Raw genomic sequence first — 21,792 nt, forward strand, 5'->3', positions numbered from 1 at the left:
ACCGGAAGCGCAGAAAACTGGCATTTGCAGGCCAGCCTCAGATGAATAGCGACGGTTCTACACTTTCTCGGGCTTCTCTTCTCCCGGAGAAGACGCCGCAAATATGATCCGCTGCAAGACGATGAACAAGAATAGCAGCACCCCGATCACGATCTTGGTCCACCAGCTCGACAGCGTGCCGTCGAAGATGATGTAGGTCTGGACCAGCCCCAGCAGCATGACGCCGACAAAGGTGCCCAGCACGAAGCCATAGCCGCCGGTCAGCAGCGTGCCGCCGATCACCACCGCGCTGATGGCGTCCAGTTCCACGCCCACCGCCGCCAGCGGATAGCCCGCCGAGGTGTAGAGCGAAAACACGATCCCCGACAAGGCCGCCAGCACGCTCGACAGCATGTAGATCTGCACCGTGGTGCGCGCCACCGGCACGCCCATCAGCGACGCCGACACCGGATTGCCCCCCAGCGCATAGACATAGGAGCCAAACCGGGTCCGATGCGCCAGCAGCGCCCCGAGCAGGAACACCGCGATCATCAGCAGACCGATAAAGCTCAGCCGGCCCCCGCCGGGCAGGCGGATGATGGCTTCGGAAATGAAGCGGTAGAATTCATGCTCGATCGGCACCGAATCCTGGGTGATCACCGAGGCCCCGCCCCGCGCCAGGAACATCCCCGCCAGCGTGACGATAAATGACGGCACCTGCAGATAATGCACCGTCATGCCCATCGCCGCGCCGAACACCGCCGCCACCCCCAGCGCGATGACGAAGGCAAATAGCGGATGCAGCCCCAGCCAGGAGATCAACACCGCCACCAAGACGCCGGTAAAGCCGATCACCGCGCCGACCGACAGATCGATACCGCCCGAGATGATGACGAAGGTCATGCCCACGGCGGCAATGCCGAGGAAAGCATTGTCGGTGAGGAAATTGCCCAGCACGCGGGTGGAGAGCATGTTGGGAAACTGGGCGACGCTCAAGCCATAGGCGATGAGAAAGATAATGGCGGTGGCCGCCAGCGGGCGAAGACTGCGTTTCATCGGGGAGCCGCCTGCTTGGGGTCGCGCTTGAAAAAGCCGAAGACATGGCCGACCAGCGGCGATTGCAGCATCAGGATCAGGATGATCATCCCGGCCTTGACGATGAGGTTGAATTCGGGCGGGAAGCCGGACACCAGAATGCCGGTATTCATCGCCTGGATGATCAGCGCCCCAACCACCGCCAGCGGCACCGAGAATTTGCCGCCCAGCAGCGAGGTGCCGCCAATGACCACCGCCAGAATGGCGTCGAGTTCGAGCCACAGCCCGGAATTATTGGCGTCGGCGCCGCGAATATCGGCGGCGACGATAATGCCGGCAATCGCCGCGCAAAACCCGCTCAGCCCATAGACCAGCAACAGCAGCATGCGGGAGCGGATGCCGGCCAGCGAGGCGGCCGCGCGGTTGATGCCGATGGCCTGAATGAACAGCCCGATCGCCGTGCGTCCCAGCACCAGCGTCACCAGCACCATCAGCACCAGCGCAATCACCGCTGCCATCGGCAGGCCGAGAAACGAGCCGGTGCCGATAAAGATCAGCGCCGGGTCGTTGAAGGTGACGATATAGCCCTCGGTGATCAGCTGGGCGATGCCGCGCCCGGCCACCATCAACACCAGAGTGGCGATAATCGGCTGAATATCCAGCACCGCCACCAGAAAACCGTTCCACAACCCGCAGGCCAGCCCCACTGCCAGCGCGGCGATGACCGCAATCGGCGTCGGATAGCCGGCCACCACCATGGTCGCCGCCACCGCGCCGCACACCGCCATGATGGCGCCCACCGACAGGTCGACGCCCTTGGTGGCGATCACCCCGGTCATGCCGATGGCGAGGATCGCCACCGGCGCGCCGCGATTGATCACGTCGATGACGCTGCCGAACAGCCGCCCATCCTGCCAGGAGATGCGGAAGAAATTGGGAAACAGCATCCAGTTGACCAGCAGCACCGCCACCAGAGCCAGCAATTGCGGATTGGCGAGGCGTTCGAGTGGGAGCCGCTTCATGGCACGGCCTCGTCAGTGTTATTGGCGATCGCATGCACGATGACGCCGGGATTGATGTGCTTGCCGCGCAGTTCGGCGACCATTTCGCGGTCGCGCATCACCACGATGCGTGAGCTATAGGCCACCACTTCATCCAGCTCCGACGAGATCACCAGCATGGCCATGCCCTCGTCGCCCAGCCGGTTGATGGTGCGGACGATTTCGGCATGAGCGCCGACATCGATACCGCGCGTCGGCTCGTCGAGAATGAGAAAGGCCGGGTCGGTGGCCAGCCAGCGCGACAGGATCACCTTTTGCTGGTTGCCGCCCGACAGGAGCTTCACTGGCATGTCGAGCGAGGCGGCGCGGATATCCATGGCCTCGCCGAATTTGCCGGCAATTTCGAGCTGTTCGTCGCGGTTGAGCGCCTTGAACCAGCCGAGCTTGCCCTGCAAGGCGATGATGATGTTTTCACGCACCGACAGATCGCCGATAATGCCCTCGGCCTTGCGGTCCTCGGGGCAAAAGCCAAAGCCTTGCTTGATGGCGTCGGTGGCGCGGCGCAGCGCACTGGGCTTGCCATTGATGCTGACACTTCCCTGATCGGCCGGATCGGCGCCGAACATGATGCGCGCCACCTCGGTGCGCCCCGAACCGAGCAGCCCGGCGACACCGACCACCTCGCCCTTGTGAATGGTCAGGTCGAAAGGCAGCACGCTGTGCTTGCGGCCATAATTCTTGAATTCGACCAGCACCTCGTCCGGCGTCTCGCTCGGCTCGATATCGGTGGCCCCGGAAAAGGCGATGTCCTTGCCCAGCATCAGCCGCACCACATCGGTGCGGTTCAGCGCATCGAGCGGCCGCGTCTCGATCAGCCGACCATTGCGCAACACCGTCACCCGGTCGGCGATGGCGAACACCTGGTCAAGGAAATGGGTGATGAAGATGATGGCGAGACCGCGCGCCTTGAGCCCGCGCACCACCTCGAACAGCCGTTCCACTTCATTGCGGTCGAGGCTGGCGGTGGGTTCGTCGAGGATCAGCACCTTGCCGGATAACTGCACGGCGCGGGCAATGGCGACGATCTGCTGCACCGCCACCGAATGGCTGCCCAGCTCGCTCGCCGGATCGATATGCAGATCATAATTGGCCAGCAGGATTTTGGCGTCAGCCTCCATCTTGCGGAAATTGACGAAGCCAAAGCGCAAAGGCTGGTGCCCGAGAAACAAATTCTCCGCCACCGACCGGTTCGGCAACAGGTTGACCTCCTGATACACCGTGCCGATGCCGAAGGTCTGGGCATGCAGCGGGTCATTCAGCGCGATCGGCATGCCGTCGAGAAACACCCCGCCGGCATCCGGCTGATAGGCGCCGGTCAGGATCTTGATCAGCGTCGATTTGCCGGCGCCATTCTCACCCAGCAGCGCATGCACCTCGCCGCCCCGCAGCCCAAAATCGATATTGTCGAGCGCGACATGCTGGCCGAAAATCTTCATGACGCCGCGTGCTTCCAGCACGTATTCGCCACCCGCCATGCCGTTCTCCCTTAGTCACCCTGCCCGTAGTCGACACCCTCCCCCTTGCGGGGAGGGATCAAGGGTGGGGGTCGAGTGTACGCAGATTTATATTTGACCGTCATTGCCCGGCTTGTCCGGGCAATCCAGCTTCGCCCCCTGGACCACCCGGACAAGCCGGGTGGTGACGGTGTGGAGAGGTCGGGACGGACGAAAACCGCCTAGTAACCCAGGCTTTTGCGCGTGTCATACTCACCCTGCGGATTGTCCGCCGGGGTGTAGAGCTTGGACTCGGTGATGATGGTCTTGGGCGGCACGGTGCCGTCCTTGAGATAGGCGGCCAGGGCTTCAAACGCCGGACCAGCCATGTTCGGGGTCAGCTCCACCGTGGCATTGGCTTCGCCGGCGACCATGGCGGCGAAGATGTCCGGCACGCCGTCGATGGACACCACCTTGATATCGGTGCCGGGCTTGAGGCCGGCATCCTTGATCGCCTGGATGGCGCCCACCGCCATGTCGTCATTATGGGCATAGACCGCGCAGATATCGGCGCCGCCATTTTCGGCCTTGATGAAGCCTTCCATCACTTCCTTGCCCTTGGAGCGGGTGAAGTCGCCGGTCTGGCTGCGGGCGATGGTGATGTTGGCGTGGCCGGCAATGGCCTCTTCAAAGCCCTGCTTGCGGTTGATTGCCGGCGTGGAGCCGACCGTGCCCTGCAGCTCGACCACCTTGCAATCGGCATCGCCGACAGCGGCCACCAGCCAGTCGCCGGCCACCCGGCCTTCGAGCACCTGATCGGAGGCGACCATGGTGAAATAGAGGTCTTCGGGCGCATCGACGCCGCGGTCGAGCAGCAGCACCGGAATTTCGGCTTCCTTGGCTTCGCTCAGCACGTCTTCCCAACCGGTGGCGACCACCGGGGCGACGAGGATGGCGTCAACGCCCTGGGCGATGAAACCGCGCAGTGCCTTGATCTGGTTTTCCTGCTTCTGCTGCGCATCGGCAAATTTGAGATCGATACCCAGCGCTTCGGCCTGCTGCTTGGTCACCGAGGTCTCGGCAGCGCGCCAACCCGACTCCGAACCGATCTGGCTGAAGCCGACCACGAGGCCGCTCAAATTCTCCTGGGCAACGCTGACTGACGTCAAAGCGGTAGCGAGGCTCGCCGCGATGGCAAGCTTGGAAATGATGGTCACGATGTCCTCCCAAAATGGCCGTCGCGGTGTTTTCACCTGCGACGATGGGCTGACGCTACATAAAGTACTATTATATGTAAATAGGGAAAAATATGACTAATGCCGACCCGTCAGACAAGCGCAAGAAAACCACCAGCATGCTGCCAGCCGATGCTGACAGGCCTGACAGCATGGCTCCTGTGACCCGGTAGCGCTTGCGCGCGCCGCCATCCAATGCTTTACCGGCGCTTTCGTCGGGCCCACTGCCCGTCTCCAGCACGCAGGGTCCCATGATACGTCTCGAAAGCATCGGCAAGCAAAACGGCAAGCAGATTGTCTTTATCGAGGCGTCGGCAGTGTTGCAGAAGGGCGAAAAGATCGGCCTGGTCGGCCCCAATGGCTCCGGCAAGACCACGCTGTTCCGCATGATCACCGGCGAGGAACAGCCCGATGAAGGCCAGGTCTCGGTCGATCGCGGCACCTCAATTGGCTATTTCAGTCAAGACGTTGGCGAGATGGCGGGCCGCAGCGTCGTTGCCGAAGTGATGGATGGCGCCGGCCCGGTCAGCGCCCTGATCACCGAAATGCGAGCGCTCGAAACCGATATGGGCGACCCCGACAAGGCCGACGAGATGGACGCCATCATCGAACGCTATGGCGAAGTGCAGCATCAATTCGAAGAGCTGGACGGCTATTCGCTCGACGGCCGCGCCCGCGAAGTGCTTGATGGACTTGGCTTTTCTCAAGAGATGATGGATGGCGACGTCGGCGCTTTGTCGGGCGGCTGGAAGATGCGCGTGGCCCTCGCCCGCATCCTGCTCAAGCGCCCCGACGCGCTGCTGCTCGACGAGCCGAGCAACCATCTCGACCTCGAAAGCCTGATCTGGCTGGAAGACTTCCTGCAGAATTATGCTGGCGCCTTGTTCATGACGTCGCATGACCGCGAATTCATGAATCGCATCTGCACCAAGATCGTCGAGATCGACGCCGGATCGCTGACAACCTATTCTGGCAATTACGAATTTTATCAGCAGCAGCGCGCCATTGCCGAGAAAAACCAGCAGGCCCAATTCGAGCGCCAGCAGGCCATGCTGGCGAAAGAACTCGATTTCATCGCCCGCTTCAAGGCCCGCGCTTCGCATGCCGCGCAGGTGCAGAGCCGGGTGAAAAAGCTCGACAAGATCGACCGGGTGGAACCGCCCAAGCGCCGCCAGACCGTCGACTTCGAATTCCGCCCCGCCCCACGCTCCGGCGAAGATGTGGCGCAGCTGAAAAATGTCAGCAAAAGCTATGGCAGCCGCACCATTTATGACGGGCTGGACTTCCAGGTCCGCCGCCGCGAACGCTGGTGCATCATGGGCGTCAACGGCGCCGGCAAGTCGACCTTGCTCAAGCTGATCACCGGCACTGCCGCGCCCGATCAGGGCAGCGTGACCCGCGGCCCCTCGGTCAAGATGGCCTATTTCGCCCAGCACGCCATGGACGTGCTGGAAGGCGACCTGACGATTTTCCAGCAGCTGGAAAGCTCGTTCCCGGCGGCCGGACAGGCGCCGTTGCGGGCGCTGGCCGGGGCTTTCGGCTTTTCCGGCGACGAAATCGAGAAGAAATGCCGCGTGCTCTCGGGCGGCGAAAAGGCCCGCCTGGTGATGGCGATGATGCTGTTCGATCCCCCGAATTTCCTGGTGCTCGACGAGCCCACCAACCACCTCGACATCGCCACCAAGGAAATGCTGATCACTGCTCTGGCGCAGTATGAAGGCACCATGCTGTTCGTCAGCCACGACCGCCACTTCCTCGCCGCCTTGTCCAACCGCGTGCTGGAACTGACCCCCGAAGGCGTCCGTACCTTTGGCGGCGGCTACACCGAATATGTCCAAAGCACCGGCCAGGAAGCCCCCGGCCTGCGCAGCTAGCGCCGGCTCGACGCCTTCTCGACGAGCGCCGAGGGCATGGCGGCTTTTGTCGCCGGCACCGGCACAACCGGGCGGTGGGGCGACTTGAACCAGTAGAACGGGCGCGTCAGCAATTCATGGGCGGCGCGCAGCGTGGCAAAGCCCATCAACAGCCAATAGAGCGGCAGCAGCGCCTGGATCGCCAGCAGCTCCAGTTTGCGCGCCCGCGCCAGCCCCAGCGCCGTCATCGCCAGCGTGCTGCCATAGCCCAGGCCGAGCACGGCCAGATAAAACACGAACCAGCTCGAGCCCTGCATGCCCCCGGCCCCGGTCAGGCCCTGGGCGAGCACCACCAGCGCGAAGCCGCAATGCAGCAGTGGCGCGATAATCATGCCGAAGACCAGCGCCTGGAAGGTCAGGAAGGCCGGCAGGCCCATATCCGCCAGCAGCCGTTTCGGGTTGCGATTATGCACGATGAAGGTCTGCATCCAGCCTTTCATCCAGCGGATCCGCTGGCCCATCCAGGGTAGCAAATGGGTCGGCGCCTCTTCCCGCGTCGCCGAATCCAGCACCGAAACCACCAGCCGCCGCCGGGCCAGCCTGATGCCGAGATCGGCATCCTCGGTGACGTTGAAGGCATCCCAGCCGCCCAGCTCGCGCAGCGCATGGAGCCGGAAATGATTGGAGGTGCCGCCCAGCGGCATGGGCAGGCCCCAGCGGGCCAGCGCCGGTAGCAGCACGCTGAACAGGCCGGCATATTCGCCGGCAAACAGCGCCGCCAGCCAGTTGGTGCGGCCATTGCCGATCACCAGACGCGCCTGCAGGCAGATCAAATCCGGCGCCTCGCGAAAGCGCAGCACCGCCTTCCACAATTGATCGGGATCGGGAATATCCTCGGCGTCATACACCACCACATGCTCGCCTCGGCACAGCGGCAGGGCAAAATCCAGCGCCTTGGGCTTGGTGCGCGGCAGCGCATCGGGCACCGGCACCAGCGCGAAACGCGGATCGCCGAGCCGGGCGCGCACCGCATCGATGGTGACGGTCGAGCGCGCTTCGACCACGAATTTGATATCCAGCCGCTCGGCCGGGTAGTCGAGCGCCCCCATCGCCGCGAACAGCTGGGGCACCATCGCCGCTTCACTGCGCAGCGGGATCAGCACCGAATAGACCGGCAGTTCCTCGTCCGCCGGGCGGCTGGGTCGTGCAACTGGAGGCGCCCGCGTCATGATGGCGGCGACCCGGATCAACGCCGGCGCCACCAGCAAAGCCAGCACCACCGGCGCCATCCAGACCTGCGCCTCGGCCCAGAACGGGGTCAGCAACAGCGCCGTCACCAGCAGCGTCAGTCCGGTCATGAAGCCGTAGCGCACCGCCACCGTCAGTTCGAGCTGCGCCGAGGCATAGGGCCAGCGGCGCGCCAGATTTTGCCGCGCCCCATCGATCAGCGCCGGGGCGGCCACCTGGGTCAGATAGGTCCGCAGCGCCGGCTCGGGCACCAGGCAGAGCAGCCGCCGCAGCCGGGGCATGGACTGCCGACGCTGCTTGAGGCGGATGACACCGTGGAAATCCGGGGCAGCAAAGGCGATTTCGCGATCCAGCAATTGCACCCGGAACAGACGCACTTCGGCCAGCGCCTCGAGCCGCGTCGGTTCGGCCCGGCCGGTCAGGCCCGCCGGCACATGGTGATAGAAGCCATAGCCGGCCCAACCCGCCGCGCGCTCCATGACCAAAGTGGCGCCCATGCCCAGGGTCGCGGCGCAAAACAGCAGCACATCCACCTCGCGCTCCAAAGCGGTTTCCAGCACCGAGCGCGCCAGAGCATCGTCCGGGCCATCCTCCACGAGGATCGCCTTGATTAAATCCAGTGCGTCCGACATGCGCGAAGGCCCGTCACAGGATTATCAAAGGGGGTGGCGGCTGGATGTTCCGGCCCTGATGCGGCCACAAGCGCCATCGCGGCACCTCCGGCAGGCACCGAGCATTACCCAGGAGCCAGCGACAGCTCACTCTGAACGCAGACGCACAAAAATGGCGGCACCAAGGGCAATATACATCGCCAAATTCCACCGCCACCCCAGTTACGCACGGCAAGTATATTTGAAATTGGATCAATTTTCATTCACCCCACCCCCTAAATCTGCGCAGAAATACTGATCATTTTCTTAGCAATAAGCAAGGCTGCACGCCAACAAGAAAAACGGCCGCCTGTGGGCGACCGTTTCTTGCATTGCCTAACAAAGCCGAATTCAGTGCTTGGCGCCGAACTGGTGCGGGTTGAAATGGTAAGCGGTCGAGCAGAATTCGCAGACCACTTCGATCTCGCCATCCACCGCCATTTCCTCACGGTCCTCGGCGGTAAAGCTGGTGCCCAGCATGGCTTCAATGCCATCGGCCGAGCAGGAGCAGCGCTCCACCATCGGCATCGGCGTAAACACCCGCACCCCGGTCTCGTGATAGAGCCGGAACAGCAGGCGCTCGGAGGTCAGGTCCGGGTCGGCCAGTTCGAGATCGTCGAGCGTCGCCATCAGCGCGCGCGCCTCGCTCCAGCCATCCTCCTCGCCGGCAAGCTCCACCACGCCGTCGCCCGGCAGGTCGGCAATGCGCGACATGCCGTGTTCGGGCAGATGCTGGATCAGCACGCCGCCGGCGCGCCAATGCGGGCGATGATCGCCCTTTTTGGTGAACTCGGCCACCGCCAGGCGAACCTGGGTCGGGATCTGCTCGGACTGCATGAAATAGGTATGCGCGGCTTCCTCAAGCGAGTTGCCGTCGAGCGCGACGATGCCCTGATAGCGCTCGGTATGCGGCCCCTGATCGATGGTCATCGCCAGATGGCCCTTGCCGAGCAGCTCGCTCGGCTTGGTGCGACCTTCCTCGGCCGCCTTGAGCAGCGCATCATGATCGAAGCGCGCATAGCCGCGCAGCCCGTCCGGCGCGTCGAAATCGACCACCAGCAGGTTCACCGGCCCATCGGTCTGGGTCTGCATGATGAACTTGCCCTCGAATTTGAGCGAGGAGCCGATCAGCGCCGCCAGCACCACCGCTTCGCCCAACAGGCGCGCCACCGGGGCCGGATAATTGTGGCGGGAGAGAATAGTGTCGAGCGCATCGCCCAGCCGCACGCTGCGGCCACGCGTATCGAGCTGGTCTAGGGTGAACGGCACGACCGCATCGTCGCCGCTTTCCGGCCGGTCGAGCCCGAGGGCAGTCATCAGGTTCTCGGTCATGGTCGTCGTATCCGTCGTCATTTTGGGCACGGGGCTTTCAATTCGGCTTGGCCACAATGGTACCAGCCACCAAGCTCGGCAAGAGCCTGGGGCGACCGTTGCCGGGGGCGAGCACCGCACTGCGATGAGCTTCTGGTTGGGACGAGGCGAAAATGGTGGCTTTCGAGCACCGGAGCGGAGCGTACATAAGTACGTGAGCACCGGAAGCGCCGAAAGCCGCCATTTGCAGGCCGTTCCCAGCCAGAAGATCGAAGCAGTTAGTTGGTATCGACCCCGAAGGCCCAGCACAGGATGGCTTTTTGGGCATGCAGGCGGTTTTCGGCCTCGTCAAACACCACCGACTGAGGACCATCGATCACTTCGTCGGTCACCTCGTCGCCGCGATGGGCGGGCAGGCAGTGCATGAACAGGGCGTCTTTATTCGCCAAGCCCATCAAACTGGTGTTCACCTGATAGGGTTTCAAGACCCGGCGGCGCTCGGCGGCGTCGGTGTCGCCCATCGACACCCAGGTGTCGGTCACCACCAGATCGACGTTCTCGACGGCCTCGCGCGGGTCCTCGATCATGCGGACCCACTTGCCGGCCTTCTTGATGTCGTCCATCAGGTCCTTTTCCGGCCGGTATTCGTCGGGCACCGCGATGGTCAGCTCGCATTCGAACAACTCGGCCGCATTGACCCAGGAATGCAGCACATTGTTGCTGTCGCCGACCCAGGCCACCTTGGCGCCTTTGATATTGCCGCGATGCTCCTCGAAGGTCATCAGGTCGGCCATCACCTGGCAGGGATGGGCGCGGCGGGTCAGCCCGTTGATCACCGGGACGCTCGCGCCTTCCGACAGCTCCACCAGATCGGCGTGGCTGAGAATGCGGATCATGATGGCGTCGACATAGCGGCTCATCACCCGGCCGGTATCGGTCAGGGTTTCCTCGCGGCTGAGCTGCATTTCCTGGCCGGACAGCATGATGGTCTCGCCGCCGAGCTGGCGCATGCCGACGTCAAAGCTGACGCGGGTGCGGGTGGACTGGCGCTCGAAGATCATCGCCAGCACTTTTTCGGCCAGCAGCTTGGGGCGGTCGCCCTGCTTCAGGCGGGATTTGAGCGAGGCGGCGGCGTTGAGCATGCCGCGCAGTTCAGAATAGTCGAAGTCGTCAAGATTGAGAAAATGCCGTGGGGTGCCGGTCAAAGTCATGGGCCGGGTTCCTTTGTGGACGCTGAAAGCTAATGGCGAAGGCCGCGAAGGGGCATGCCCCTCACGAGGGAGGGAACAAACCGCGTCGTCGGCGTCGCGCCTGGGGATAGCTCAGCATCGTGCTCATCCCACTGCTGGCGCCAATGCCGCCTCGGCAGCAATCGCGTCAAACGCCGCGCCCAGCCGGGTCATGGCATCCTCGATATCGGCTTCGGTGACGATCAGCGGCGGGATGAGCCGCAGCACATTGTCGCCGGCGCCGATGGCCAGCAGCTGGTGATCACTGCGCAGCCGCTCGACAAAGTCGCGCACTGGCGGGGTGATCTTGATACCGGCCAGCAGGCCCTTACCGCGCGTTTCCAGCACGAAATCGGGGTATTTCTGCGCCAGTTGCTGCAGATGCCAGGCCAGTTTCTGGCCCATCTGGTTGACGTGATCGAGAAAGCCCGGCGCCAAGATACGGTCGAGCACGGCATTGCCCACCGCCGTTGCCAGCGGATTGCCGCCATAGGTCGAGCCATGCGTGCCCGGCACCATCGAGGCCGCGACATCGCCCTTGGCGAGGCACGCCCCGAGCGGGAAGCCGCCGCCGATGGCCTTGGCCACCGCCACGATATCGGGGGTGATGCCACTCCATTCGTGGGCAAAGAAGCGCCCGGTCCGGCCATAGCCGCACTGCACTTCATCGAGCACCAGCAGCAGGCCGAACTCGTCGCAGATCGCGCGCAGGCCCTGCATGAATTCATTGGTCATGGCGGTCACGCCGCCCTCGCCCTGCACCGGCTCGATCAGGATGGCGCAGGTCTGCGGCCCGATAGCGGCGCGCACCAACGCGAGATCGCCCGGCTCGATATGCTTGAAGCCGGGCAATGCCGGGCCGAAGCCTTCGAGATAGCTCGGATTGCCACCGGCGGCGATGGTGCCCAGCGTACGGCCATGGAAGGAATGGTTGAAGCCGAGGATCTCGTAGCGATCCTTCTCGCCCTTGGCCCAGAAATAATGCCGTGCCGTCTTGATGGCGCATTCCAGCGCTTCGGCGCCCGAATTGGTGAAGAACACTGCATCGGCAAAGGTGGCATCGACCAGCCGCTGGCCCAGCCGCTCCTGCTCGCGAATGGTGAACACGTTGGAGACGTGCCACACCTTGTCGGCCGCGTTTTTAAGCGCGTTGACCAGATGCGGGTCGCCATGACCGAGCGCATTGACGGCGATGCCGGAATGGAAATCGAGATAATCTCGCCCGTGCTGGTCGTACAGTCGCATACCCTCGCCCCGCTCAAAGGCGAGATCGGACCGGGCATACGTGCCGTAGAGCGCAGACATGGGAACTTCCTTATATATGGACGGGGTTGAGCATAGTCTCAGGCGGGCGTGACAATAGCGCCACAAAAACCAAAAACGCGCTCGTGACGCAGCGCGTTTGGGTGCCTGAGTTAGGCCAATTTCGTCCGCTAAGTCAATGATCCTAGCCCAAGTGCCTGATTTGACTCAGGGATTGTTAGGATAATTTTAACCAATGAATTTACGGGGAAAGTCGCCCCCCAGCCTTGATCCTGATTCCGTCGATGGCGTAAACTAACAGCCATTGGGAACACGACATCTCGTGTGGCGGCCCCACCTGACATACGACGCCTAGCGTTTGATGGCTGCCATTTATTAATTGGCAGCACAATGAAGGATACTGTTTTGACGATAGTTTCAGGAGCACAACCGGCGGGCTGGACTGACGAGCGCGTCGAGACTTTGAAGAAGCTCTGGATGGAAGGCCTCTCGGCCAGCCAGATTGCCGGCGAACTCGGCGAAGGCGTCACGCGCAATGCCGTGATCGGCAAGGTTCATCGTCTCAAGCTTTCTGCCCGGGCCAAGCCCACCAATTCGGCCCCGCGCGCCCGTCCGGCAGCGCGACCGGCCCCGCGTCGCGTCGCCAGCCCCTCGGCTGGCCTGTCCAGCATGGGTGCCGGTGTGGCCAAGCCGCGTCCGATGATGGCCTCGCGTCCGCAATCGATCGGCGCCACGGCGCTGGCGCATAATCCGCAGACCGAGCACCAGCTCTATGTGGCCCCCGTCGTGGCCGAGCTGTTCATCCCCGAGGACAAGCGCCTCAGCCTGCTGCAGCTCACCGAAGCCACCTGCAAGTGGCCAATCGGCGATCCGCTGACCAAGGATTTCTACTTCTGCGGCCAGCACAGCCTGGAATCCGGCCCCTATTGCGAGTTCCACTCGCGCCGGGCCTACCACCAGGTCGAAAAGAAGCGCCGCTAAGCAGCACCAGACTGAAATAAAAAAGGGCGCCCCGAGCGCCCTTTTTGTTTGGTGGGCACAAACTCTTTGCCGCCGCGCCATCAGTCGTCCCACCCTCCCCCTTGCGGGGAGGGACAGCGAGATAGGACTTAGCTTGCTAAGTCCGTTATCGAGCCGGGAGGGGGTATCTCTCCGCAGGCTCAGTGCGCCTGGCCCACCCCCCTTGATCCCTCCCCGCAAGGGGGAGGGTGTCGACTGCGGATGCAGCCCCCTCAATCCAAATTCAACTGCCAGGTCACGCCGAACCGATCGCCCACCCAGCCGAAGCGCTGCGAGAAGCCGTAATTGTCGATCGGCATATAGACCCGGCCACCCTCGGCCAGCGCATTAAACGCCGCGTCCAGTTCCTCGGCGCTTTGGCAGCTCACAAACACCGAAATCGCCGGGGTAAAATCCCACTGATGCTTCACCGGGCTGTCCGAGGCAATGAAGCTCTGCCCGCCCAGCGTGAACTCGGCGGTGATCACCGTGCCCTCCGGACCCGGCATGCCGGCGGCATAGCGCGTGATCCGGTTGATGCGACTATCGGGAAACACCGAGCAATAGAAATTCATCGCCGCTTCAGCGACGCCACCCTGAAAGGTCAGGAACGGGGTAAAACTCTGGGACATGGGGGCACTCCTTGCTGCGGGCCGAGCTTATCGCCCGATCCGCCCCGCTGAAAGCCTGCCGACGGCAGACCAAGGCAAACGAAGCGGCGCGCCTAGTTTGCCTCAAAGGCTCCCCACCCACAGTGTCACCCCGGCCTTGAGCCGGGGCCCATCCTGAGGTCTCGTCAGCGCCCCCATCTCAAGATGGGTCCCGGCTCAAGGCCGGGATGACATCGTGCGTGTGGCCAGCAGGCTGGACGCGATGACGTCGCGCGCCCCCCCTCACGGCAGCAGCACATCCACCCGCATGCCCTCGCCGGGGCTGCTCTTGATGCTCATCTGGCCGCGATGGCGATGCACGATATGCTTGACGATGGCCAGCCCCAGCCCGGTGCCCTTCTTGCGCCGGCTAGCATCGGCATCGATGCGATAGAACCGCTCGGTCAGGCGCGGCACCTGGTCGATCTCGACGCCCGGCCCATGGTCGATCACCGTCACCAAATGCTGAAACCCGGCTCGACCAGCCGGCGCCAGATTGACCTCGACGAATTTGCCGCCGGCGCCATATTTGATGGCGTTGTCGAGCAGGTTCTCGAACACTTCATAAAGCTGCCCCCGGTCGCCCGTGGTGGTGCTCGGCCCCTCGAACAAGGTCATGCGGATTTCGATATTGGCGGCCTTGGCCTGCATCATCAGCCCGTCCCGCACCTCGCGCAGCAGCCCGGCCAGCTCGATGCTGGCGGTGGGGCGGACATGCTGGTGCATTTCGATGCGGGACAGGCTGAGCAGGTCATCGATCAGCTTGCTCATGCGCTCGGCCTGTCCGCGCATGATGCCCAAAAACTTCTCCCGCGCGGCCGTGTCCTTGGCGGCCGGCCCCAGCAGCGTATCGATAAAGCCCAGCAGCGAGGCCAGCGGCGTGCGCAGCTCGTGGCTGGCATTGGCGATGAAATCACTGCGCATCGCGTCGACGCGCTTGAGTTCGGTCAGGCTCTGGAAGGTCACCACCAGCTGGCGCGCCTCATCGCCCAGCCAATCCTGCCCCGGGCGCTGCAGGGGCGAGACCACCACCTTGTCCCAGGTTTCCGACGGCACGGTTTCATGCAGCTCGATGGTGCGCGTCTCGCCATTGCGCAGCGCCAGGTCGATGGCCTGCACCAGGTCAGGATTGCGCAGCGACAGGGTGATCGGCTTGCCATTGGCCACCGAGGGATATTGCCGGAGTGCCGCCACATTGGCATGCACGGCCGCCCCGCGCCGATCCAGCACCAGACAGGGATCGGCCAGCGCATCGGCAAAGGCGAAGACCGCATCATCGGCACTGGCCTCCACCGGGCGTCCCAGCTCGAGCGCCGGCGTCACGGTGATGGTGGCCGGCGCCAATAAAGCCGCCCCGGCGATGATCACCACAAAGCCGAGCAGCGCCGCGCCCACGCCCAATTGGGCAAACAGCACCAGCCCGAGCAGCACCACGCCGATCCCGGCCAGCAGCGGGGCATGCGCCGTCAGACGCGCCAGCATGACGGTCAGACGGGAAACAGGCGGTCGGGAACGAAACTGGTCCATATTTTATTTCTGTAATTCAAAGAGTTCTGATGGCCTTGCGCCGCAGCCGGCCTTCATTGCACGGTGATATGACAACGGAGAGACATCAGGTGAGCGATCCCCTCGACAGCTTCGACATCGAAAATCCAGAGCTACCCAAAGCCATCCGCAAACGCGCCATGGCTTCGGGCGGCTATCCTTACGAGGATAAGCTGGATAGCAAGCTCTATGAAGAGCGCATGTATCAATTGCAGAAGCAATTGGTGCTGTTGCAGGCCCATCTGGCCCAATCGGGCGAGCGCGTCATGATCGTCTTCGAGGGGCGCGACGCCGCCGGCAAGGGCGGCACCATCAAGACCTATCTGGAAAATCTCAATCCCCGCTACAATCTGATCGCCGCCCTGCCCAAGCCCAATGATCGCGAACGCACGCAGTGGTATTTCCAGCGCTATGTCGACTGGTTCCCCGCCGCCGGCGAAACCGTATTGTTCGACCGTTCCTGGTACAACCGTGCCGGGGTGGAAAAGGTCATGGGCTTCTGCACGCCCGAACAGACCGAACATTTCCTCGATGAAGCCCCCAAATTCGAGAAGCGCATCACCCGCGACGGCATCCATCTGTTCAAGTTCTGGCTCTCCATCGGCCAGGAAATGCAGTTCAAGCGGTTCCATGATCGCCGGCATGATCCGCTCAAGGTGTGGAAGCTGTCGCCGGTGGATATCGACGCGCTGCATCAATGGGACGCCTATACCGATGCCCGCGACGCCATGCTGGTCCGCACCGACCGCCCGCATGCCCCCTGGATGGTGATCCGCGCCAATGACAAGCGCCGTGGCCGCATCAACGTCATCCAGACCGTGCTCGACCGGCTGGATTATGCCGGCAAGAGCCGCAAGGCCATCGGCAAGATCGACCCGGAGATCACGCTGAGCGCGCGGGACTTCCTCAAGCTGGCCAATGCCGACTAGGCTTGCCCGCCTCCGTGCGGGCAATTCGACATTGACAGCGCCCGGCGATACGCGCACCCGATAGCCAGTTCAACGATGCGGATGGGGACTGAATGAGCAGCGATGGACAGGCAGCGGTGCGGGTCATCAATGCACGCGGGACGTCGCCCTTCGTCATGGTCTGCGACCATGCCAGCAACCGCATTCCCGAGAAATATGGCGATCTGGGCCTGTCGCATAGCGAAAGGCTGAGCCATATCGCCTGGGACCCCGGCGCCCTCGCCGTCAGCCTCGCGCTATCGGACCGGCTCGATGCGCCGCTGGTGCAATCGACGGTGTCGCGCCTGATCATCGACTGCAACCGCGATATCGATGCGCCCGACCTGATCTGGACAGTGTCGGAAGCCACCCACATCGCCGCCAATAAGGGGCTCGACGCCGCCGAGCGGCAATATCGGATCGAGCATTTCCACCGCCCCTACCACGCCGCCATCGACACGCTGCTGGAGGCCCGCCGCCATGCCGGCCAGCACACCATCCTGGTCTGCATGCACTCGTTCACGCCGGTCTATCACGGCGTGCCCCGGCCCTGGCCGATCGGGCTGATCCATGGGGTCGACACGCGCTATACCAAGGCGCTGTTCGACGCGCTCAAGGCCTCGGACACTGCGCTCAATATCGGCTGGAACGAACCCTATGCGGCGCTGCTCGGGGTCACGCTGACCCTCGAACGCCATGGCGACGGTCGCGGGCTCGACGCCACCATGATCGAAATCCGCCATGACGAGATCATTCACCCCGAGGGGGTGAAATTCTGGTCGACCCGACTGGCCGAGTGCCTGCAGGCGGCCCATCAGTCATCCCCCTTCTCCCCTTGAGGGAGAATTTTCGTCATTCACCTAAGCAATATCAATGGGTTACGTTGCTGAATAACGTCATAGCACTGCACCAAGTTATGCACAAGTGAGCACGCTTTGGCGTTGGGAGGCCAAGCGAGCGATCAAAGTTGAGGCCGGCGGCCATTTGCCCTCGTCGCACAGAGCCACGGCAAGCTTAGTCAGGTCGATCTTGGTGCCGTCCTCAGTCCACCCCGCGGTGCCGGTCGCTGGAGCCGCTGCGCTCGCGGCGGGTGCTGGCGTAACCGGCAGTGCTTTGCGAAGCTCTTCACATTTGATTTGAACGCCTACAATTTGATCCACAGGGGACCGCCTTGCCGCTGATCAGGTGCTCTTCTTGGGCCAAGGTGAGCCCCGGAACGGCCAGCGCTGAGGCAAGGCGGCGATGGATAGAAGTGTTCGGACTTTCATTCCACTCTCCTTTTGATCGCCTCGCTTGATACGAGGAACCAAGAAAAACGTTAACCACTTCGCACTGGTTGTGATCTGAAACCGAACTGGCTGTGTTCGCGGTTTGACGTGCCCTGCCAGCCCATTCGCCCATCAGGGCATACATCCTACAAGCTATGTACGGTCGCACGCAGCCCCGCTAGCCTTCGTGCCGGCGCAGGTCGCTAGTGGCCCTGTGTGGCCGCCCTGCCGCAACTCATAGTGTCCTGCGCCACCATCTCTCGGCAGGTAAGTGCATTGGAGCGCAGCACTATGCAGATTGTGCATAGTGCCCTCCATAGCGATATCGTTCAGCCGATATCGCAGCAAGTTCAAGTTACGCCATTCCCCAGCCCTTGGCATAACAGCCAGGGGGCAGGACTCAGCGGCGGCAATCACCGGGATCTGATTGCGAGCCGCCCCCTTCTTCGCCTCAATTAGCAAGGCACTAAGTAGGTCCGGTCGGTCTGCGTAGGTGTTCAGGGTGTCATTGTTGATCCTGAACCGCCCGCAGAATGGGCAGGATATCTCCCAGCAATCTCCCTCTAGAAAGACCTCGGCCATTTCCCCCGAAATGGGCAGATCATCAAAGTAACCATGACGCCTCCAAGGCCGATCAGTAGAACAAACATATCGCCCAGTGCTAAGCTTGGCAGCGTGATGGCCAGTAAGAAGCCGGGGAAGCCTATAGGACGCCCAAGCACTTATTCGCAGGATATCGCCGACAATATCTGCCAGCACATGTCCGAGGGAGCGAGTCTGCGTAGCATCTGCCGCGATACGAAGATGCCGGACCAGGTCACCGTGTTCAGATGGTTGGCAGACGAGCGTTACACGTCGTTTCGCGAGCAATACGCGCCCGCCCGCGATGCTAGTGCCGATGCGATCTTCGACGAAATGCTGGAGATAGCGGACACGCCGCAAATGGGCAACAGGCGCAAGAAGCTGCCGGCGGCAAGTCCGAGGTGACGACATGCTCAAGGAATATCCGACTGCGGAGGTGCAAAGCTGGACTATCCAGAAGCAGGAGGCTGAGGCCGTTATCGCTGGGGGAGAAGCCGCGACCCACGGGGCGTCAATGACCGGCCTTTCCTCGATCGCGTCGTTCCTTGTCTCGGTGTGCGAAGCCCATCGTGGTGAGGTGAGTACTGATGCTGAGCGCGGTGCCCAGCTTTGGGTAAAGGCGGCGGCTATCAAGGCAAACGCCGGCGCCTGGGCTGGGCTTTCGGCATATGTAAACGGCTTGCGCGCCCGTATGGAAGACCGGCTCGCCTTGGCGCAAACGGTCTCCGATCTGCTTGTTATCGAGAGCGAAAATCAGGCCGAGCTCGGTGCTTTCCGCGCCGTGCACCACGTCTAGATGCAGATCAGCATCGCCGATCTGCAGGGACTGCGCAGTCCTACGACCCTCTCTGCCATCAGAACCATTCCTAGACAGATGATAGGACTGCGCGTCGCATCGTAGCTGGTTTAGTTCCGGGCACAGAGTTAATCGGCCGCTAATCCTCACAGCTCGCGTCGAGTTAATCTCAGACCTTGTCGGAAGGCATAAGGCGCAGGATCGTCTCATCCGCCGGTGGCATATGCGCCAGCTCGATTGCGATATCGACCGCTTCATCAAGTAGGGCGAGCAGTGGCGCCGCGTTTGGTTCGCGCGACAGAACCGCCATGGCCTGCTCGAGATGGTCTCTGGCCCGCATGTAGAGCGGGTGGGGCAGGTTGGCTTGCTTCATCATCACGCTCCGGGAGCCCCAATCCCGTTGTGCGTCTCAATGGTCTCTGGACAGACAAGGTCAGCTGGAGAATTTGACTGAAATTGGAAACACCGAACGAAAGCCTGCCCCGCGTGGCAACGAGGCAGGCTTCGGAGGACGACGGCGCGAACTCGATACGTGGCGCGCCCACCAAGACTGCCATCGCTCGGTGAATGACCGATTAATTCATCGACATCACATCATCATAGGAGGCCATCATTCGGTTGCCTGGACTATGGCGTACCCCTTGCTGGCGATCTCCGCCTTAATCCTCTCGGCCTCGTTGCCCAGCAGTTTGTCATCGGTCATGGTCGTGGCGAGGTTGCGCCAGTCCAAGTGCCTCAAATGTGGCGGGATGCCTCCCAACGGACCCCATGGCAGCACCAGCAAGTCGTGCGGTGTCTTCCCGTCATTCCTGGCAACAAACACATTCACTCGCAATCTAATCCCCAGTCACGTCGTAAGGCTGAGCAGAGCATATCCATTGCTGCCAATCTCAGCCTCGATAATCGGCCCCGCTGTCACAAGCAACCTATCGGCCAGCGTCGTTGCGGCCAGATGACGCCAGTTCAAATGCTGCAGTTGCTGCGGGATTGCCTCGGGGCCTTTCTCATGCGGCAGCAATAACAGCTGCCGCTGCTGACGATCTTCATGCTGCGCAATGAAAACGTGCAACTGCATCTAGACAGCGGCTTGATCGAGGGCAGGAGGCGCTTCCTCTTTGGCCCTGTCGGCGCTGGACGGGCGATAATGGGAGCTGAATTTTTCTTCCCACGGATCGAATGGCTTATCCGCCGTATCTTCAGCGGTACCGTCACCGGGCATAGCTTGGTCGGTCACGACATCACAAACCAATAAGCCGCCACGCAGACCGCTATGGCGATAAATCCAAATTCAAGTCGTTGAAGCACTCGCATAATAATCCCCCAAGCGCCTCGTTAGTAGATAGCTCCGCCGGCATCCGCATCCCCCAATTGGGGAGTACGTCGAATTCGCAACATCCACAGGAGGTCGTCATGGCTAAGAATGCGGCGTTTAGCCGGTAATGGCTGGACCAGGTGAGCAATAAATAACGATGACGAAAAACGCCTGCGCCCATGGGGAGGCACAGGCGTTGACCATGAAGGTCGGTGCGCGACTACGGCATGCGCAACAAAGCTTAGCCGGCTCGTAACACCAAATCGACATCAAACCTCCTAGATTCACAGCCCGCTTCGAGCCCTTTTGTTTGCCCAGCATCAACAGGAGGGGGTGGGGCCGGCGGAGTTCAGACGCTCAACGCTCGGCCCCCTGTAGCGCACGCCGTTTGCGGACAGATGTGCTGCTACCCGTCTGAGATGGGGGCCGCACAGGTTAATTGGCAAGAGGCCGTTGGTCACGCTTTGGGGAGTGACCCGACCACACTCTGCCAAATTCACTCCCTGCGCAGCAGGAACCGTTCTGCACCTTCTGAAAACGGTTCGTTCCTTCAACATAACAGGAGGCCATCATGGCCAACACGGTCTACAAGACTTGGAGGGTCCCGCCCGGCGAGTGGCGCTCCGATCAGGTTGACTGTCACACTTCGATCAGTGTCGCTTGGTCAAATTGCAGGGTGAACTCTTCCACAGGAGCAGTCGCCTCAGTTCGCAGCATGATTTGCAAGCAGTCGCCTCGCAGCTCAGCGTCCTCCCAATGAACCTTCTTTCCGCCTAGCCAGGCGCTCCCAGAAATCTCTTGGTAGTTTTGTTGCAGTTCAAAGCGAAACAGCCTGCCGCATGGTGAAAGCCAATCCCAAACGCCGGCAATTTGAGCCGGAACGATCCATTTGAAAATGCTTCCGTTGGGCAAGCGCACCCATTCATCGGGTTTCCAGTCCCCCATATCAAAGGCATGCGAAATAATGCGGGTGCCAGGTCGCAGCTGGCTCAGCAGGCGCGGCCGCAACTGCACGTTTACTGATTGAAGCAGGTAAAGCGTAACGACAGTCGCTTCGCTGAAGTCGACGGTGAAAATGTCGTCTTCGATGAAATCGACAAGGTGTTCAACGCATGACGCTTCAGCAAACTCGACTGCTTCGGCGATGCGCTCCGGATCGAGGTCAATGCCGACGCCTCGCGTGTTCCTGTCCCTGGCTGCAGTGACCAAGATACGACCATCGCCTGACCCGAGATCGTACAGAACATCCTCGGGGCCAACGTCTGCCAAATTTAGCATGGCTTCAACGACGTCATCTTCGGTCGGCACAAAGGGGACGTGCAGGGCGAGGTCCGGATCGCTGGAATAATTGGCAATTTGGTCGAAGACGTTTCTGTACACGCTCAGAATCCCAACG

The 21,792-nt window shown here is 62.1% G+C and carries 19 protein-coding genes; 6 read left to right on the forward strand and 13 right to left on the reverse strand.

All coding sequences use genetic code 11. The annotated features are described in order from the left end of the window. Window positions 1–57: 57 nt before the first annotated feature. The 4 genes from yjfF to ytfQ all read right to left on the reverse strand — a co-directional run bounded on the left by yjfF (window position 58) and on the right by ytfQ (window position 4,725). Complete coding sequence (gene yjfF / locus ACX3OW_RS18345; RefSeq protein ID WP_459097247.1) at window positions 58–1,035, reverse strand: galactofuranose ABC transporter, permease protein YjfF; 978 nt, start codon at window positions 1,033–1,035, stop codon at window positions 58–60. After that, a complete protein-coding gene (locus ACX3OW_RS18350) occupies window positions 1,032–2,036 on the reverse strand; it encodes an ABC transporter permease (protein WP_459097248.1) in 1,005 nt (334 codons plus the stop codon). The genes yjfF and ACX3OW_RS18350 overlap by 4 nt, the downstream gene beginning before the upstream one ends. Further along, window positions 2,033–3,550 carry a sugar ABC transporter ATP-binding protein gene (locus tag ACX3OW_RS18355; protein WP_459097249.1) on the reverse strand — a complete coding sequence of 506 codons (1,518 nt, stop codon included), beginning with the start codon at window positions 3,548–3,550 and terminating at the stop codon, window positions 2,033–2,035. Before ACX3OW_RS18355 ends, ACX3OW_RS18350 begins: the two co-directional genes overlap by 4 nt. Window positions 3,551–3,750: 200 nt before the next feature. Next, window positions 3,751–4,725: a galactofuranose ABC transporter, galactofuranose-binding protein YtfQ gene (gene ytfQ / locus ACX3OW_RS18360; protein WP_459097250.1), complete on the reverse strand. Its 975-nt coding sequence runs from the start codon at window positions 4,723–4,725 to the stop codon at window positions 3,751–3,753. 269 nt (window positions 4,726–4,994) lie between these two features. Here ytfQ and ACX3OW_RS18365 point away from each other — a divergent pair, with 269 nt between their 5' ends. Beyond that, window positions 4,995–6,617, forward strand: coding sequence for an ABC-F family ATP-binding cassette domain-containing protein (locus tag ACX3OW_RS18365; RefSeq protein ID WP_459097251.1), 1,623 nt, complete (start codon window positions 4,995–4,997; stop codon window positions 6,615–6,617). On the opposite strand, the gene ACX3OW_RS18370 is transcribed toward ACX3OW_RS18365, so the two are convergent. The 4 genes from ACX3OW_RS18370 to ACX3OW_RS18385 form a co-directional block, all read right to left on the reverse strand. Further along, complete coding sequence (locus ACX3OW_RS18370) at window positions 6,614–8,476, reverse strand: glycosyltransferase family 2 protein (protein ID WP_459097252.1); 1,863 nt, start codon at window positions 8,474–8,476, stop codon at window positions 6,614–6,616. The genes ACX3OW_RS18365 and ACX3OW_RS18370 overlap by 4 nt on opposite strands. A gap of 369 nt (window positions 8,477–8,845) precedes the next feature. Next, a complete protein-coding gene (locus ACX3OW_RS18375; protein ID WP_459097253.1) occupies window positions 8,846–9,826 on the reverse strand; it encodes an Hsp33 family molecular chaperone in 981 nt (326 codons plus the stop codon). A gap of 257 nt (window positions 9,827–10,083) precedes the next feature. Beyond that, the gene (gene argF / locus ACX3OW_RS18380; RefSeq protein ID WP_459097254.1) at window positions 10,084–11,016 is read right to left on the reverse strand and encodes an ornithine carbamoyltransferase; all 933 of its coding nucleotides are present in this window, start codon (window positions 11,014–11,016) and stop codon (window positions 10,084–10,086) included. Between the two features lie 123 nt (window positions 11,017–11,139). Then, window positions 11,140–12,339, reverse strand: a complete 1,200-nt coding sequence (locus ACX3OW_RS18385; protein ID WP_459097255.1) for an acetylornithine transaminase — start codon at window positions 12,337–12,339, stop codon at window positions 11,140–11,142. Window positions 12,340–12,774: 435 nt separating this feature from the next. On the opposite strand from ACX3OW_RS18385, the gene ACX3OW_RS18390 reads away from it, so the two are divergent. Beyond that, window positions 12,775–13,278, forward strand: coding sequence for a GcrA family cell cycle regulator (locus ACX3OW_RS18390; RefSeq protein ID WP_459097376.1), 504 nt, complete (start codon window positions 12,775–12,777; stop codon window positions 13,276–13,278). A gap of 251 nt (window positions 13,279–13,529) precedes the next feature. Here ACX3OW_RS18390 and ACX3OW_RS18395 read toward each other — a convergent pair whose 3' ends face one another. Together ACX3OW_RS18395 and ACX3OW_RS18400 are read right to left on the reverse strand one after the other, a co-directional pair. Then, window positions 13,530–13,928 carry a VOC family protein gene (locus ACX3OW_RS18395; protein WP_459097256.1) on the reverse strand — a complete coding sequence of 133 codons (399 nt, stop codon included), beginning with the start codon at window positions 13,926–13,928 and terminating at the stop codon, window positions 13,530–13,532. Between the two features lie 261 nt (window positions 13,929–14,189). Further along, on the reverse strand, window positions 14,190–15,473 hold the full coding sequence (locus tag ACX3OW_RS18400; protein ID WP_459097257.1) for a sensor histidine kinase: 1,284 nt from the start codon (window positions 15,471–15,473) through the stop codon (window positions 14,190–14,192). 68 nt (window positions 15,474–15,541) lie between these two features. On the opposite strand from ACX3OW_RS18400, the gene ppk2 reads away from it, so the two are divergent. From ppk2 to ACX3OW_RS18420, 4 genes are all read left to right on the forward strand, one after another. Then, a complete protein-coding gene (gene ppk2, locus ACX3OW_RS18405; RefSeq protein ID WP_459097258.1) occupies window positions 15,542–16,420 on the forward strand; it encodes a polyphosphate kinase 2 in 879 nt (292 codons plus the stop codon). A gap of 92 nt (window positions 16,421–16,512) precedes the next feature. Beyond that, on the forward strand, window positions 16,513–17,277 hold the full coding sequence (locus ACX3OW_RS18410; protein ID WP_459097259.1) for an N-formylglutamate amidohydrolase: 765 nt from the start codon (window positions 16,513–16,515) through the stop codon (window positions 17,275–17,277). A gap of 1,107 nt (window positions 17,278–18,384) precedes the next feature. Next, the gene (locus tag ACX3OW_RS18415; protein ID WP_459097260.1) at window positions 18,385–18,693 is read left to right on the forward strand and encodes a terminase small subunit-like protein; all 309 of its coding nucleotides are present in this window, start codon (window positions 18,385–18,387) and stop codon (window positions 18,691–18,693) included. A gap of 4 nt (window positions 18,694–18,697) precedes the next feature. Then, entirely contained in the window at window positions 18,698–19,084 is a 387-nt protein-coding gene (locus tag ACX3OW_RS18420) for a hypothetical protein (RefSeq protein WP_459097261.1), read from the forward strand. Between the two features lie 169 nt (window positions 19,085–19,253). Here the strand turns inward: ACX3OW_RS18420 and ACX3OW_RS18425 are convergent, their stop codons facing one another. The 3 genes from ACX3OW_RS18425 to ACX3OW_RS18435 form a co-directional block, all read right to left on the reverse strand. After that, on the reverse strand, window positions 19,254–19,457 hold the full coding sequence (locus ACX3OW_RS18425) for a hypothetical protein (RefSeq protein WP_459097262.1): 204 nt from the start codon (window positions 19,455–19,457) through the stop codon (window positions 19,254–19,256). Window positions 19,458–19,931: 474 nt separating this feature from the next. Beyond that, a complete protein-coding gene (locus ACX3OW_RS18430; RefSeq protein WP_459097263.1) occupies window positions 19,932–20,159 on the reverse strand; it encodes a hypothetical protein in 228 nt (75 codons plus the stop codon). An 876-nt stretch (window positions 20,160–21,035) separates the two neighbouring features. Further along, window positions 21,036–21,776, reverse strand: a complete 741-nt coding sequence (locus tag ACX3OW_RS18435) for an SAM-dependent methyltransferase (protein WP_459097264.1) — start codon at window positions 21,774–21,776, stop codon at window positions 21,036–21,038. Window positions 21,777–21,792 lie beyond the last annotated feature (16 nt).

This window comes from Devosia sp. A449 (assembly GCF_054489375.1).

Excerpts from the sequence above, each read along its gene's own strand:
- yjfF (WP_459097247.1), bottom strand. The coding sequence starts at position 1,035 with ATGAAACGCAGTCTTCGCCCGCTGGCGGCCACCGCCATTATCTTTCTC.
- ACX3OW_RS18350 (WP_459097248.1), bottom strand. The coding sequence starts at position 2,036 with ATGAAGCGGCTCCCACTCGAACGCCTCGCCAATCCGCAATTGCTGGCT.
- ACX3OW_RS18355 (WP_459097249.1), bottom strand. The coding sequence starts at position 3,550 with ATGGCGGGTGGCGAATACGTGCTGGAAGCACGCGGCGTCATGAAGATT.
- ACX3OW_RS18365 (WP_459097251.1), top strand. The coding sequence starts at position 4,995 with ATGATACGTCTCGAAAGCATCGGCAAGCAAAACGGCAAGCAGATTGTC.
- ACX3OW_RS18370 (WP_459097252.1), bottom strand. The coding sequence starts at position 8,476 with ATGTCGGACGCACTGGATTTAATCAAGGCGATCCTCGTGGAGGATGGC.
- ACX3OW_RS18375 (WP_459097253.1), bottom strand. The coding sequence starts at position 9,826 with ATGACCGAGAACCTGATGACTGCCCTCGGGCTCGACCGGCCGGAAAGC.
- argF (WP_459097254.1), bottom strand. The coding sequence starts at position 11,016 with ATGACTTTGACCGGCACCCCACGGCATTTTCTCAATCTTGACGACTTC.
- ACX3OW_RS18385 (WP_459097255.1), bottom strand. The coding sequence starts at position 12,339 with ATGTCTGCGCTCTACGGCACGTATGCCCGGTCCGATCTCGCCTTTGAG.
- ACX3OW_RS18390 (WP_459097376.1), top strand. The coding sequence starts at position 12,775 with ATGGAAGGCCTCTCGGCCAGCCAGATTGCCGGCGAACTCGGCGAAGGC.
- ACX3OW_RS18395 (WP_459097256.1), bottom strand. The coding sequence starts at position 13,928 with ATGTCCCAGAGTTTTACCCCGTTCCTGACCTTTCAGGGTGGCGTCGCT.
- ACX3OW_RS18400 (WP_459097257.1), bottom strand. The coding sequence starts at position 15,473 with ATGGACCAGTTTCGTTCCCGACCGCCTGTTTCCCGTCTGACCGTCATG.
- ppk2 (WP_459097258.1), top strand. The coding sequence starts at position 15,542 with ATGACAACGGAGAGACATCAGGTGAGCGATCCCCTCGACAGCTTCGAC.
- ACX3OW_RS18410 (WP_459097259.1), top strand. The coding sequence starts at position 16,513 with ATGAGCAGCGATGGACAGGCAGCGGTGCGGGTCATCAATGCACGCGGG.
- ACX3OW_RS18415 (WP_459097260.1), top strand. The coding sequence starts at position 18,385 with ATGGCCAGTAAGAAGCCGGGGAAGCCTATAGGACGCCCAAGCACTTAT.
- ACX3OW_RS18420 (WP_459097261.1), top strand. The coding sequence starts at position 18,698 with ATGCTCAAGGAATATCCGACTGCGGAGGTGCAAAGCTGGACTATCCAG.
- ACX3OW_RS18425 (WP_459097262.1), bottom strand. The coding sequence starts at position 19,457 with ATGAAGCAAGCCAACCTGCCCCACCCGCTCTACATGCGGGCCAGAGAC.
- ACX3OW_RS18430 (WP_459097263.1), bottom strand. The coding sequence starts at position 20,159 with ATGCAGTTGCACGTTTTCATTGCGCAGCATGAAGATCGTCAGCAGCGG.